The sequence below is a fragment of the Arthrobacter sp. SLBN-53 genome (assembly GCF_006715585.1).
Lineage (GTDB): Bacteria > Actinomycetota > Actinomycetes > Mycobacteriales > Mycobacteriaceae > Mycobacterium > Mycobacterium neoaurum_A.
Map to the genome: position 1 here is coordinate 1,175,314 of NZ_VFNN01000001.1, position 13,357 is coordinate 1,188,670.

General features: G+C 67.2%; 11 protein-coding genes. 4 read left to right on the plus strand and 7 right to left on the minus strand.

The genetic code is table 11. The features are described from left to right. Positions 1-37: 37 nt before the first annotated feature. The gene (locus FBY28_RS05595; RefSeq protein WP_141864989.1) at positions 38-646 is read right to left on the minus strand and encodes a mycothiol-dependent nitroreductase Rv2466c family protein; all 609 of its coding nucleotides are present in this window, start codon (positions 644-646) and stop codon (positions 38-40) included. A gap of 114 nt (positions 647-760) precedes the next feature. Between FBY28_RS05595 and pepN the strand changes: the two genes are divergently transcribed. Together pepN and FBY28_RS05605 are read left to right on the plus strand one after the other, a co-directional pair. Continuing rightward, positions 761-3,322: an aminopeptidase N gene (gene pepN, locus FBY28_RS05600; protein ID WP_141864991.1), complete on the plus strand. Its 2,562-nt coding sequence runs from the start codon at positions 761-763 to the stop codon at positions 3,320-3,322. Positions 3,323-3,407: 85 nt separating this feature from the next. Continuing rightward, positions 3,408-3,746 carry an HNH endonuclease gene (locus FBY28_RS05605; RefSeq protein ID WP_141864993.1) on the plus strand — a complete coding sequence of 113 codons (339 nt, stop codon included), beginning with the start codon at positions 3,408-3,410 and terminating at the stop codon, positions 3,744-3,746. Between the two features lie 53 nt (positions 3,747-3,799). On the opposite strand, the gene FBY28_RS05610 is transcribed toward FBY28_RS05605, so the two are convergent. From FBY28_RS05610 to FBY28_RS05620, 3 genes are read right to left on the minus strand one after another with little or no spacing between them, the layout of a single operon-like run. After that, a complete protein-coding gene (locus FBY28_RS05610; RefSeq protein WP_019512156.1) occupies positions 3,800-4,282 on the minus strand; it encodes a DUF5130 domain-containing protein in 483 nt (160 codons plus the stop codon). Further along, positions 4,269-4,499, minus strand: coding sequence for an aa3-type cytochrome oxidase subunit CtaJ (gene ctaJ, locus FBY28_RS05615; protein WP_141864995.1), 231 nt, complete (start codon positions 4,497-4,499; stop codon positions 4,269-4,271). The genes FBY28_RS05610 and ctaJ overlap by 14 nt, the downstream gene beginning before the upstream one ends. 25 nt (positions 4,500-4,524) lie before the next feature. Then, positions 4,525-5,169 carry an HNH endonuclease gene (locus FBY28_RS05620; RefSeq protein WP_141864996.1) on the minus strand — a complete coding sequence of 215 codons (645 nt, stop codon included), beginning with the start codon at positions 5,167-5,169 and terminating at the stop codon, positions 4,525-4,527. A gap of 153 nt (positions 5,170-5,322) precedes the next feature. Between FBY28_RS05620 and FBY28_RS05625 the strand changes: the two genes are divergently transcribed. Next, positions 5,323-5,727 (plus strand): globin, encoded by a 405-nt coding sequence (locus tag FBY28_RS05625; RefSeq protein WP_174241542.1) that lies wholly within the window; start codon positions 5,323-5,325, stop codon positions 5,725-5,727. After that, positions 5,727-7,256, plus strand: coding sequence for a glycoside hydrolase family 13 protein (locus FBY28_RS05630; protein ID WP_141865000.1), 1,530 nt, complete (start codon positions 5,727-5,729; stop codon positions 7,254-7,256). Before FBY28_RS05625 ends, FBY28_RS05630 begins: the two co-directional genes overlap by 1 nt. 45 nt (positions 7,257-7,301) lie before the next feature. Here FBY28_RS05630 and FBY28_RS05635 read toward each other — a convergent pair whose 3' ends face one another. The 3 genes from FBY28_RS05635 to FBY28_RS05645 are packed head-to-tail and all read right to left on the minus strand — an operon-like array spanning position 7,302 to position 13,290. After that, the gene (locus FBY28_RS05635) at positions 7,302-7,964 is read right to left on the minus strand and encodes a DUF8185 domain-containing protein (protein ID WP_141865002.1); all 663 of its coding nucleotides are present in this window, start codon (positions 7,962-7,964) and stop codon (positions 7,302-7,304) included. A 60-nt stretch (positions 7,965-8,024) separates the two neighbouring features. Next, the gene (locus tag FBY28_RS05640; RefSeq protein ID WP_141865004.1) at positions 8,025-8,438 is read right to left on the minus strand and encodes an acyl-CoA thioesterase; all 414 of its coding nucleotides are present in this window, start codon (positions 8,436-8,438) and stop codon (positions 8,025-8,027) included. Continuing rightward, positions 8,431-13,290: an NAD-glutamate dehydrogenase gene (locus FBY28_RS05645; protein WP_141865006.1), complete on the minus strand. Its 4,860-nt coding sequence runs from the start codon at positions 13,288-13,290 to the stop codon at positions 8,431-8,433. Before FBY28_RS05645 ends, FBY28_RS05640 begins: the two co-directional genes overlap by 8 nt. Positions 13,291-13,357 lie beyond the last annotated feature (67 nt).

Sequence of the window (13,357 nt, forward strand, 5' to 3'; positions counted from 1 at the left end):
ATCCCCCGAGTCGCTTCGCTCCTGCCCGCCGGCGCGGTCAGTCGAACTCCGGCGCCTCGTGCCGGGTGCGCTTGAGTTCGAAGAAGTGCGGATAGGACGCGAAGATCACCGAGGCGTCCCAGAGCTTGCCTGCCTCTTCCCCGCGCGGGATCCGGGAGAGCACCGGACCGAAGAACGCGACGCCGTTGACGTGGATGGTCGGCGTGCCGACATCGTCACCGACCGCGTCCATGCCCTCGTGGTGGCTCTTGCGCAGCGCCTCGTCGTAGGAGTCGGTGGTGGCTGCCTCGGCGAGTTCGGCGGGCAACCCGGCCTGCTCCAGGGACTTCTTGATGACCTCATCGAAGTCCTTGTTGCCCTCGTTGTGGATCAGCGTGCCCATCGCGGTGTACAGCGGGGACAGCACCTCCGGACCGTGGGCCTGTTCGGCGGCGATCGCCACCCGCACCGGACCCCAGGCCTTCTTCATCATCTCCTGGTAGTTCTCCGGCAGGTCGCGGCCCTCGTTGAGCACCGCAAGGCTCATCACGTGGAAGTTGACCTCGATATCGCGGACCTTCTGCACCTCGAGAATCCAGCGGGAGGTGATCCAGCACCACGGGCACAGCGGGTCGAACCAGAATCCGGCGACATCTTTCTGGGCCATACAGATAGATCCTCTCGATTGCGACGCAGTCCTCTTCTCGACCGCACAACTATTGCCGCCCGGCATATGTTCCCGCCAGGGGACCAGGTCGGTCGACGTACTAAGTTAGGTTCTGTGGCTCTCCCCAATCTGACTCGCGACCAGGCCGCCGAGCGCGCCGCCCTGGTGACCGTGGACAACTACCGCATCGATCTGGATCTCACCTCCACCGGTGAGAAGACCTTCGGGTCGAAGACCACCGTGACGTTCTCCGCGCTTGCCGGTGCGGACACCTATATCGACCTGGCCGCGGCCACCGTGCGCAGCGCGACCCTCAACGGCCACGCCATCGACGTCTCCGGGTACGACGAAGCACGCGGTATCGCGCTCACCGGGCTGGCCGAGCACAACGAACTCGTGATCGACGCCGACTGCCTGTACTCCAACACCGGAGAGGGTCTGCACCGGTTCGTCGACCCCGTCGACGACGAGGTGTACCTGTATTCGCAGTTCGAAACCGCGGACGCCAAGCGGATGTTCGCCTGCTTCGATCAGCCCGACCTGAAGGCCACCTTCGACGTGACGGTCAAGGCCCCGGAACACTGGCAGGTGATCAGCAACGGGGCCACCCACTCGGTGGAGGGCGGTGTGCACACCTTTGTCACGACCCCGCGGATGAGCACCTATCTGGTGGCGCTCATCGCCGGGCCGTACGCCCGCTGGGACGATGTCTACACCGATGACCACGGCGATATCCCGCTGGGCATCTTCTGCCGCGCCTCGCTGGCCGAATTCATGGACGCCGAGCGGTTGTTCACCGAGACCAAGCAGGGATTCGGTTTCTACCACCGCAATTTCGGCGAACCCTACGCGTTCGGCAAGTACGACCAGCTGTTCGTCCCGGAGTTCAACGCGGGCGCCATGGAGAACGCCGGCGCCGTGACCTTCCTGGAGGATTATGTCTTCCGTTCCAAGGTCACCCGGTACAGCTACGAGCGCCGCGCCGAGACCGTGCTGCACGAGATGGCGCACATGTGGTTCGGCGATCTGGTCACCATGGCGTGGTGGGATGACCTGTGGCTCAACGAATCCTTCGCCACCTTCGCCTCGGTGCTGTGCCAGGCCGAGGCCACCGAGTACACCCAGGCCTGGACGACGTTCGCCAACGTCGAGAAGTCCTGGGCCTACCGACAGGACCAGCTGCCGTCCACCCACCCGGTGGCCGCCGACATCCCGGACCTGCACGCGGTCGAGGTCAACTTCGACGGCATCACCTACGCCAAGGGCGCCAGCGTGCTCAAGCAACTGGTGGCATATGTAGGCCTGGAGGCATTTCTCGCCGGGCTGCGCGACTACTTCCGTGACCACAAGTTCGGCAATGCCACCTTCGGCGATCTGCTTGGCGCCCTTGAGAAGTCGTCGGGCCGCGACTTGAGCGGCTGGGGCCGCCAGTGGCTCAAGACCACCGGCCTGAACACCCTGCGCGCCAGCTTCGACGTCGACGACGACGGAGCGTTCACCCGGTTCGCGGTGCACCAGTCCGGCGCGGCGCCGGGTGCCGGTGAAACCCGGGTGCACCGGCTGGCCGTCGGCATCTACGACGAGGATGACGCGGGCAAGCTCGTGCGCGTGCACCGCGAGGAGCTCGACGTCGAGGGCCCGTCCACCGACGTCCCCGGTTTGATCGGCGTCGGGCGCGGCAAGTTCATCCTCGTCAACGACGATGACCTGACCTACTGCTCGCTGCGGCTGGACCCGGCATCGCTGCAGACGCTGCTGACCCGCATCGCCGATATCGCCGAGCCGCTGCCGCGCACGCTGGCCTGGTCGGCGGCCTGGGAGATGACCCGTGAGGCCGAGCTGAAGGCCCGCGACTTCGTGACGCTGGTGATCGCCGGTGTGCACGCCGAGACCGAGGTCGGCGTGGCGCAGCGTCTGCTGATGCAGGCGCAGACCGCGTTGGGCTCCTACGCCGATCCGGCGTGGGCCAAGGAGAACGGCTGGCCCGCGTTCGGTGACGCGCTGCTGGACCTGGCCCGTGAGTCGGCACCCGGTTCGGATCATCAGCTGGCGTTCGTCAACGCACTGACCACCTCGGTGCTCGCCCCCAATCACGTGGCCGTGCTGTCCACCCTGCTCGACAACGAGCCGGCGGCGGTGAACCTGGCCGGTCTGGTGATCGACACCGATCTGCGCTGGCGCATCGTGACCGCGCTGGCGCGGGCCGGGGTGATCGACGCCGAGGGCGCGGAGACACCGTTCATCGATGCCGAGGCCGAGAACGACCCGACCGCGGCGGGCAAGCGCAATGCGGCGGCCGCCGCCGCGGCCCGACCGCAGGTGTCGGTGAAGAACGCCGCCTGGCAGCGGGTGATCGAGGACGACACGCTGGCCAACATCACCACCCGCGCCATCGTCGGCGGCTTCGTGCAACCCGGTCAGGCCGATCTGTTGACGCGGTTCCGCGACCTGTACTTCGCCTCGATCCCCGGGGTGTGGGAGCGGCGGTCCAGCGAGGTCGCCCAGACCGTGGTGATCGGGCTGTACCCGTCCTGGGACATCAGCACCGGAGGGCTGGGTGCCGCGGACGCGTTCCTCTCCGGCCACGACGTGCCGCCCGCGCTGCGCAGGCTGGTGGTCGAGGGTCGCGCCGGCGTGGAGCGCGCGCTCAAGGCACGCGCCTTCGACGCGTCCTGACTCCCCCGGCGAGCGTGCGTGTCTGCTGCCCGACACGCCGCTCGCCCACCCGAGTTATCGCACGCTCGCCGCGCATGATTTCCCGGTGGCCGTCAGCAACTCACGCAGAGCCCGCGCCGCGCGTCGGCGCACCCGCCGCGTCAAGGCGGTCGTCAACGACCTCACCGCGGCGCAGTGGACGGCCATCCAGGACGCGTGGGGCGGCTGCGCCTACTGCGGGGTGACGGGCAGACCGCTGCAGCGTGATTGCGTCATGGCGATCTCGCGCGGCGGGCGCTACACGATCGAGAACGTGGTGCCCGCCTGCGGCGCATGCAATGCCAGCAAGTGCAACGACGAGGTCACCGGCTGGATGCGGCGCAAGCGGCTCGACGAGCGGCTGTTCCTGGAGCGCTACGTCGCGATCCGGGCCCAGCTGGCCTGAGACAGCAATCGGCCCCGGTACCAGTGGGCACCGGGGCCGATCGAACAGCGTGGTCAGGCCGGCGAGATCGCCGCAGACATGACGTTGACGGCGCTGACGAGCGCGTCGATGAGGTTGCCGTCGCGCAGCGATCCGAGCGCTGCGGAGATCCCCAGCGGTGCGGCGGTCTCGGCGCCACGGCCCTTGACCTCCGAGCCATAAACGACCTCGATCGCCTTCTGGTTCGGCGAAACGGCCAGCAGCACCGCGTTGTCGGCGGTCGGCACCTTGGCCAGGATCTCGCGGGCGGTGGCCGCGGTATCGGCACCGAGGTCACCGATGAACACCGCGAACCGGGCCTTGGCGTAACGCGATCCGTACTTCAGCGCGTTGTCCAGGGCGACCAGGTCCTTCACCGAGAACGGGTAGTGCACCGAGAGTTCGCCGGGTTCGGTGACACCGGAGATGCGCCCGCTACTGGTCAGCGCGTAACCGTAGGGCAGGTCGACATCGGTCGTCGTCCTGGCGATCTCGTTGGTATGGCTACCACTTGCCACTTGCGCCACCTCCCACCGTCACGTGACCGCCATGGCCGCCATGGCCGTGGTCGGCAGGCTCGTCTGCGGCCCACAAGATCGGATCGTGGGTCCACTCGTCGCCGAGTTTGTATGACTTCGGGTGCGGTCCCTTGTGGCGGTAGGCCAACGCGGCCAACACCAGAAACAAGACCAGCGGGACCCCACCCAACAGGGAATGGGTAAGTGCTGTGCTCACATGCCAAACCTAGCGCAAGCCTCGGTCACGCCGCGCCTTCACCCAGATATCTCATCCAGGCCGGATCGAGTTCCTTCACCGAGGACAACAGCCGCCAGTGCTGTCCCTTCGGCGGCATCGGTACCGCACGCAGCGACCAGCCCAGCTCGGAGAGCAACCGGTCGGCCTTGCGGTGGTTGCAGGCCGAGCACGCCGCGACGCAATTCTCCCAGGAATGCTCGCCGCCGCGGCTGCGCGGAATGACGTGGTCGACGGTGTCGGCCTTACCGCCGCAATAGGCACATCGGAACCTGTCCCGATGCATCAACGCCGCCCTGGTCATGGGGATACGCGCCCGGTAGGGCACCCGGACGAAGGTCCGTAACCGGATCACCGAGGGCACCACGATGGTGCGGGTGGCGGAGTGGATGACAGGCCCGCCGGGGTCGTCGTGCACGACATCGGCCTTACCGCACATGAGCATGATGACCGCACGCCGCATCGGCAGCGCGGTCAGCGGCTCATAGGTGGAGTTGAGCAGCAGGACCCGACGCCGACCCCACACCGAAGCGGGATGGACGGTCGTTGCGGCATCGGCAACCTGCAGGGAGCGCGCGCCGGTAGAACCGACCGCGGTCGTGGAGCTCTGGTAGCCCGCTCGTCGAGCAGGGCTTTTCGTGCGCTGCGACATTCGTCCTCCGCAGGACAGTCCACCACGATTTGTCATCGCTCGCACGGCAATTTCGCCGGTGTTCGCTGGTCAGTCGGGTGAACTTCCGGTGACCAGCCAGTTGGGCGCACCGAGCGGCGGGCTGCGCAGCCTGCGCGAACCGGATCGGGAACAATGGGTGCGGTGACCCAGCCGCAGCATTCGTTCTACGACGACGTCGGTGGCCACGAGACGTTCACCGCGATCGTGGCCAAGTTCTACGAACTGGTGCGCGAGGACGAGATCCTGCTCCCGCTCTATCCCGAGGACGATATCGACGGTGCCGAGGAACGGCTACGGCTGTTCCTCGAGCAGTACTGGGGCGGGCCACGGACCTACTCGGATCAACGCGGACATCCTCGGCTGCGGATGCGCCACGCACCGTTCCGGATCGGCTTCCTGGAGCGCGACGCCTGGCTGCGCTGTATGCACACCGCAGTCGCCTCGATCGACTCACAGACCCTGGACGAACGGCACCGCAAGGTGCTGCTGGACTATTTCCAGATGGCCGCCGACTCGATGGTGAACTCGGCATTCTGATGGGCCACCCGACATGGTGGTCGCGGGCGGTGTTCTATCAGATCTACCCACGGTCGTTCGCCGACAGCAACGGCGACGGGGTCGGCGACCTCGACGGCATCACCGCCCGGATGGACTACCTGGCCGCGCTCGGCGTGCAGGCGCTGTGGCTCAACCCGGTGATGGTCTCACCGATGGCCGACCACGGATACGACGTGTCCGACCCGCGCGATATCGACCCGCTCTTCGGTGACCTGGCTGCACTGGACGGGTTGGTGGCGGCGGCCCACGACCGCGGTATCCGGGTGACCATGGATCTGGTGCCCAACCATGTCAGCTCGGCACATCCGTGGTTCATCGAGGCGCTGGCCGATCCGTCCCGGCGCGACCGCTTCATCTTCCGCGACGGCACCGGAGCCGACGGTGCGTCACCGCCCAACAACTGGGTGTCGATCTTCGGCGGTCCGGCCTGGACCCGGGTGCCCGACGGGCAGTGGTATCTGCATCTGTTCGACTCGGCCCAGCCGGATCTGAACTGGGAGCACCCCGAGGTGTTCGCCGATATCGAGGCGACACTTCGGTTCTGGCTGGACCGCGGCGTCGACGGGTTCCGCATCGATGTGGCGCACGGGATGGCCAAACCGGCCGACCTGCCCGACATGGACCTGACCGAGAATCGCTTGCTGCGCAACAAGGCCGACGATCCGCGGTTCGACGATGACGCGGTGCACGATATCCACCGGTTCATCCGCCGGGTGCTCGACGACTATCCGGATGCGGTCACCGTCGGCGAGATCTGGGTGCACGGCAACGAGCAGTTCGCCAAGTACCTGCGGCCCGACGAGCTGCACCTGGGCTTCAACTTCCAACTGGTGCAGGCCGAGTTCGATGCGGCGGCGGTGCGTTCGGCCGTCGACAACTCACTCGCCGCGGCCGCACTGGCCGGCGCACCGCCGACCTGGACGTTGTCGAATCACGATGTGGTGCGCGAGGTCTCGCGCTACGGCGACGGTGCCGTCGGCCTGGCGCGGGCACGGGCGATGGCGCTGGTGACGCTGGCATTACCGGGTTCGGTGTTCGTCTACAACGGCGCCGAGCTGGGCCTGCCGAATGTCGACCTGCCCGACGAGGTGCTCCAGGATCCGGTCTGGGAGCGCTCGGGCCGCAGCGAGCGCGGGCGCGACGGCTGCCGTGTGCCCATACCGTGGAGCGGCTCGCGCCCGCCCTACGGGTTCTCCGCGACCGCGGACACCTGGTTGCCGATGCCCGCCGGCTGGGAATCGCTGACCGTGCAGGCGCAGTCCGGTGACCCGTCGTCGACGTTGGAGCTCTACCGGCGCGCGATCGAGTCGCGCTCCACCCGAACCGAGTTCTCCGGTGCCACGGTGGAATGGATCGGCGAGTCGACCTTTCGCCGGCCGGGCGGACTGGTGTGCGTGGTCAACACCGGCGACGCGCCGTTGCCGCTGCCGGCCGGCGAGGTGCTGCTGGCCAGCGGACCCCTCGCCGATGGCGCCCTGCCACCGGACACTGCCGCCTGGGTGGTGTGATTTCGGCGCGCTCGCGATCGGTGAGCGAGCGTCAGCGCGCCGAAATCAGCGCAGCACCAGCGCCGGGTCGCCGAGCCGCCGGTAGACGCTGCCGAACCGGGCATCGATGCGCAGCCAGGCCGGGTGGGCGCGCACCCGCACGATCTCATCGGAGGCCAGCACATCGGCATTGGGCGGAAGGAACCCCATGGCCGTCAGCGCGAACACACAGCGCATCGGGATGCCGACACTGAACTCCCCCTCGCTGACGGCAAGCACCTCCTGGTCCAGCAACGACGCCGGCGGGCCGTGCGCGCTGCTGTGTTCCTTGGCCAGCGCGGTCCCCCGTTCGGCGAGGTCGAGAATGGCCCAGGCAGGCACATCGTCGTAGTGGGCGAATCCGGTGTCCGGCGGCAGCACGCCGCGCCACGCCGAATCCATCGCGAAGCCCGGTTCGACGAAACCCGTTGCGTCCATGGCCGGCAGCGTCCGGGACAGCGTGTCGGCGCCGGCGGACAGATCGGTCGGGCGCAAACGGCCGTCGACCACCCGGCAGGCCAGCACGTCGAAGCCGGTCGACACCCAGGCCACCACCTTGCCGGTGCCGGTGCGTTCCCGGAATCGGATCACCGCCGCGTCGTCGAGGCGCAGCGCACGGTCGACGAATGTCGCGAGATCGTCGCGGTGAGAACCGTTGTCGAGCCAGAGGCCGCGCTCGGGTGAGCTCACCGCTGCCATTTCCTCTTCGCGCAAGCGGTCATCGCTGCCATTTCCTCTTCGCGCAAGCGCTCATCGGCGGAACCGCTCCAGGTACTCGCGGTGGTGCGGTAGCAGCCGCACCAGCTTCTGTTCGGCGATGTTGAACGCCACCAACTGGGTCTCACCGATGACGGCCGGTTTGGAGTCCGGATCGGCGCCCGCGGCACGCACCTCATAGCCGAGGTTGAAGTCCACCGTACGCAGCCGGCTCACCCAGATGGTCACCTGCAGCGGCGAATCCATCAGCCGGACCTGCCCCTTGTACTTGACGTTGACCTCGGCGATCAGCAGGCCGATCGTGTCGATGTCGTTGACGAAGGGCTCGTGCAGGAAGGGCACCCGCGCCTCTTCCAGCAGGGTGACCATGGTGGCGTGATTGACGTGCTGGTACATGTCGATGTCCGACCATCGCACAGCCACCGGCGTGACGAAACGTTCAGCCACTTGTCCCCGTTCCCGAAGTCCTTGTCATGCTGCGAATTTGGCGGGCTGCCACCGACAGCGTGGCGAGATCGCGCTGCCCATCGGACTGGATCTCGTCGAGCGTGCGCTGTGCGCGGTCGACCCGGGAGCTGTTGGTGAACTCCCACTCCTCGATCTTCTGCTCACCGGTCTCGTCCGGCTCGCCGACCGCCAGCACATCGAAGCACAGCGCCCGCAGCGAGCCGTAGATATCGTCGCGGATGGCCAGCCGCGCCAACGAATGCCAGCGATCATCACGTTCCAGGCCCGAGATCGCGGTCAGCAGACCGTCGATACCCAGGTGATCCATCAACGCGAAGTACGTGTCGGCCACCTCCACGGCGTCCCGGTCGGCGATGTCGGCGATATCGATGACGTCGAGCAGGCTGTACCGGTACAGGCCGTTGGCCACCGTATAGGCGAGTTCCTTGGACGCCCCTTGGGCCTCGAACTCACCGGATTCCTTTGCCACGATGGCCTTGTCGTCACCGCGCAGCCATTGCGGCATCAGCGGGGTCAGCGTGGCCACCTGCTCGGCGAAGCGGTTGATCTCCGCACCGACGGCCAGCGGCTGCGGACGGTAGTTGACCAGCCAGCGTCCCGCCCGGTCGATGAGCCTTCTCAGGTCCAGGGTCATCCGGTCGGTGACGGCGGTGGGCAGTCCACCGATCCCGGCCTCCTTGATATCCCGCCACACCTCGCCGACCTTGAAGATCGCATCCGTGGCGGCATAGGCGCGCACGGCGTCGACCGGTCCGACACCGGTGTCCTCGGTCATCCGGTAGGCGTAGGTGATGCCGCTGGTGTCCACCAGATCGTTGACCAGCATGGTGGTCACGATCTCCCGGCGCAGCTGATGCGAGCGGATCTCACCGACGAAGCGGTCCCGCAGCTCGACCGGGAAGTACTGCGGTATCCGCGCCGCGAACACCTCCTGATCGGGCAGATCGGTGCGCAGCACCTCGTCCTTGAGCGTCAGTTTGACGTGCGCCATCAGGGTGGCCAACTCCGGTGAGGTCAGCCCGATGCCGATCTCGCGGCGGCGCAGGATCTCCTTCTCCGATGGCAGCGCCTCCAGCTCGCGGTTGAGCCCGCGCTCGGTGACGAACTCGCGGATCTGGCGGGCGTGCACTGCCAGCAGACTGGCCGCGTTCGCCCGGCTGGTGCCCATCAGATCGTTCTGGTCGATGTTGTCAGCCAGAACGAGCCGGCCGACCTCGTCGGTCATCGACATCAGCAGCTCGGTGCGCTCGTCGGCACTGACCTTGCCGGTGGTGACCAGCGAGTCGACCAGGATCTTGATGTTGACCTCGTGATCGGAGCAGTCCACCCCGGCCGAGTTGTCCAGCGCGTCGGTGTTGATCCGGCCGCCGGCCAGGTCGAATTCGATACGGCCGCGTTGGGTCACCCCGAGGTTGCCACCCTCCCCGACGACCTTGACGCGCAACTGGTTTCCGTTGACCCGCACCGCGTCGTTGGCGCGGTCGCCCACATCGGCGTCGGATTCGGATTCGGCCTTGATGTAGGTGCCGATGCCGCCGTTCCAGAACAGGTCCACCGGCGCGAGCAGGATGGCCTTCATCAGGGCGGGCGGGGTCATCTCCTGCACGCCGTCGGGCAGGCCGAGCACCTCTCGCACCTGCGCGCTGATCGGGATCGACTTCTGCGCGCGGCTGAACACCCCGCCGCCCTCGCTGATCAGGCTGGTGTCGTAGTCGGCCCAACTGGACCGCGGCAGCGCGAACATCCGTTCGCGTTCGGCCCACGAGGCCGCCGGATCGGGATCGGGGTCCAGGAAGATGTCCCGGTGGTCGAAGGCCGCGACGAGCCGGATGTGCTTGGACAACAACATGCCGTTGCCGAACACGTCGCCGCTCATATCGCCGACGCCGACGACGGTGAAGTCCTGGGACTGCGTGTCCACCCCGATCTCACGGAAGTGCCGCTTCACCGATTCCCAGGCGCCCCTGGCGGTGATCCCCATCGCCTTGTGGTCGTAACCGACCGAACCGCCGGAGGCGAAGGCGTCACCGAGCCAGAAACCGTAGGATTTCGCGACGTCGTTGGCGATATCGGAGAAGGTCGCGGTGCCCTTGTCCGCGGCGACCACGAGATAGGCATCATCGCCGTCGCGGCGCACCACCCCGGCGGGGGTCACCACCTCACCGGTGGACTTGTCGACGTTGTCGGTCAGGTCGAGCAGTCCCGAGATGAACAACCGGTAGCAGGCCACGCCCTCGGCGCGGGTGGCGTCCCGGTCGACGGCCGGGTCACCGGTGAGCACCGGTGGCGACTTGACCACGAACCCGCCCTTGGCGCCGACCGGAACGATGACGGCGTTCTTGACCGCCTGCGCCTTGACCAGACCGAGGATCTCGGTGCGGAAATCCTCACGGCGGTCCGACCAGCGCAGCCCGCCACGGGCGACGAAGCCGAACCGCAGGTGCACGCCCTCGACGCGCGGCGAGTAGACGAAGATCTCGAATTTGGGCCGCGGCAGCGGCAATTCGTCGATCAGACCGGGGTTCAGCTTGAACGAGAGCACATCCTGGGCGCGCGCCGAGTCCGGCGATCCGACGAAATAGTTGGTGCGCAGGGTGGCCTGCACCAGACTGGCGAAGGCCCGCAGCACCCGATCGGTGTCCAGGCTGACCAGCGCGTCGATATCGGCCGCGACGGCGGCCGCGGCGGCCTGAGCGTCCAGCGTCCGGCCGGATTCGGCGAGATCGGCCTCCGGGGTGAACAGCGCCTCGAACAATTCGACCAGCGACCGCGCCGTGCTGGGATTGCCGTTGAGAACCCCCTCGACAAAGGACTGGCTGTACGGAAAACCGGCCTGGCGAAGGTATTTCGCGTAGCCACGCAGGATGGTCACCTGTTGCCAGGTCAGACCGGCGCGCAGCACCAGTTCGTTGAAGTGGTCGATCTCGGCGCGGCCGTGCCAGATCGCGGTGACGGTGTCGGCGAACCGGCGCGCCACATCCTCGATCTGGGAGTCGGGAGTCGACGGGATGGACTGGTGTGGGGAGACCCGGAACTGGTAGATCCACACCGGCAACCCGTCGGGACGGGTGACCATGAAGGGGCGCTCCTCGAGCACCACCACACCCATGCACTGCAGCATCGGCAGCAGCTCCGACAGTGACGCCGAGCGCCCACCCAGATACCAGGTCAGCCAGTCGACGCGGTCCTGACCGCCGTCGCGGAACACCAGCTTGACCGAATTGTCCTGCAATTCCTCGATGATCGCGATGTCATCGATGGCTTCCTTGGGCGTGAAGGCCTGCTTGTACACCTCAGGGAATGCGTTGGCATAGTGCTCGGCCGATCCCTGGCTCAGCGAACCGGATTTGACCGAACCGATCAGCCGGTCCGCCCAGGTGCGCGCCGCTTCGGTCAGCAGCTGCTGGATCCGATCCTCGTTCTGAGCGGAGGTGTCGATATCGGAGCGTTGCGCCCCGTCAGGCATCTTGACCGTGAAGTGCACCAGCGCCCAAGGCGATTCGCTGACCCGTGCGGCGTAATCGATGCTGGCACCGCCGAGTTCACGCACCAGGATGTCCTGCATCGACAGCCGCACCGCGGTGGTGTAACGATCGCGTGGCAGATACACCAGTGCCGAGACGAAATGGCCGAGCTGATCGGCGCGCAGGAACAACAGGGTGCGTCGCAGCGACCCGAGATCGACCACGGCACGCGCCATCTCCATCAGATCCGGAGTGTGCAGCGCGAAGAGCTCGGAGCGCGGGATGGTCTGGATGACGTCGAGCATCAGTTGGCCGGGATGGCTGGGATCCGAATGTGACTGCGCCAGCACCTCATCGACCCGCCGGGAGATCAGCGGGATCTCCAGCACATTGGCATTCATGGCGGCGATGGTGAACAAGCCGACGAAGCGATGCTCGATGGCCTGGCTGGACGACGCGCCCGCCGGGTGCTCGCGGACCACCACGATGTAGGGATAGGCGCCGTACCGGACGAAGCTGGGCATGGTCGCCTGGGCGAGCACCAGCAGGTCCTCGGCGTCGGTCAGTTGGGGCAGCACATCGGTGCGCAACTTGAGCACACCGAGCCGGCTGGCCGGATCGACGGTGGCGGCACCGTGCTGCACCGCGCAACGCTGGTAACCGAGCAGGACGAAGTGGCCGTCGCCGAGCCAATGCAGCAGCGCGGCCACATCACGGCGATCCGGGCCCAGGAAATGCCCGGCATGGTCGGAGTCCAGCGCGTTGGCCAAACCGATCAACGTCGCGTTCAGCGCTGCGGAATCGGCGGCCACCTCGCGCGCGTCGGCCAGCACCGAGGGCAGCAGCTCGGTCACCCGCGCGACGGCGTCGGCATCGGCGGAGGCGGCCAACCGGATGTGCACCCACATCTCGTGCGTACCGTCGACCGCCGTATCGGGATCGCCCGCGGTGGCCAGTGCCACCAGGTCTCCGTCACTGTTGCGGCTGACCCGCAGCACCGGGTTCATCACGCCGACGTAGGCCACGCCGAGCCGGTGCAGCAGAACCGTGACCGAGTCCATCAGCATCGCGCTGTGGTCGGTCACGATCTGGATGGCCGGGCCGAAACCGGCCGGGTCGTCGGCGGGGTACACCGCCACCAGGGTCTCCCCCGGTGCGCGGCGGCGACCGAGCGTGGCATGGGCGGTGATCAGCTCCGGGGACACCGCCGTGGTGGCGGGTCGGGCGATCAGCGCGGTGATCGCGGTATCCGCGGCCGGCGCGTCACCGAAGGGGCCGTGATGGGTCTCGGCATAGGCATCGGACAGCCGCGCCAGAGCATCGCGGTCCAGATGCAACTGTGCGGTCGTTCCGGGATTCACCGTCATGGGCGAAGGCTCCTCACTGAGACTTCTTGGGGACTTCTCGGGGACTACTCGGTCGTACTCGTCGCCT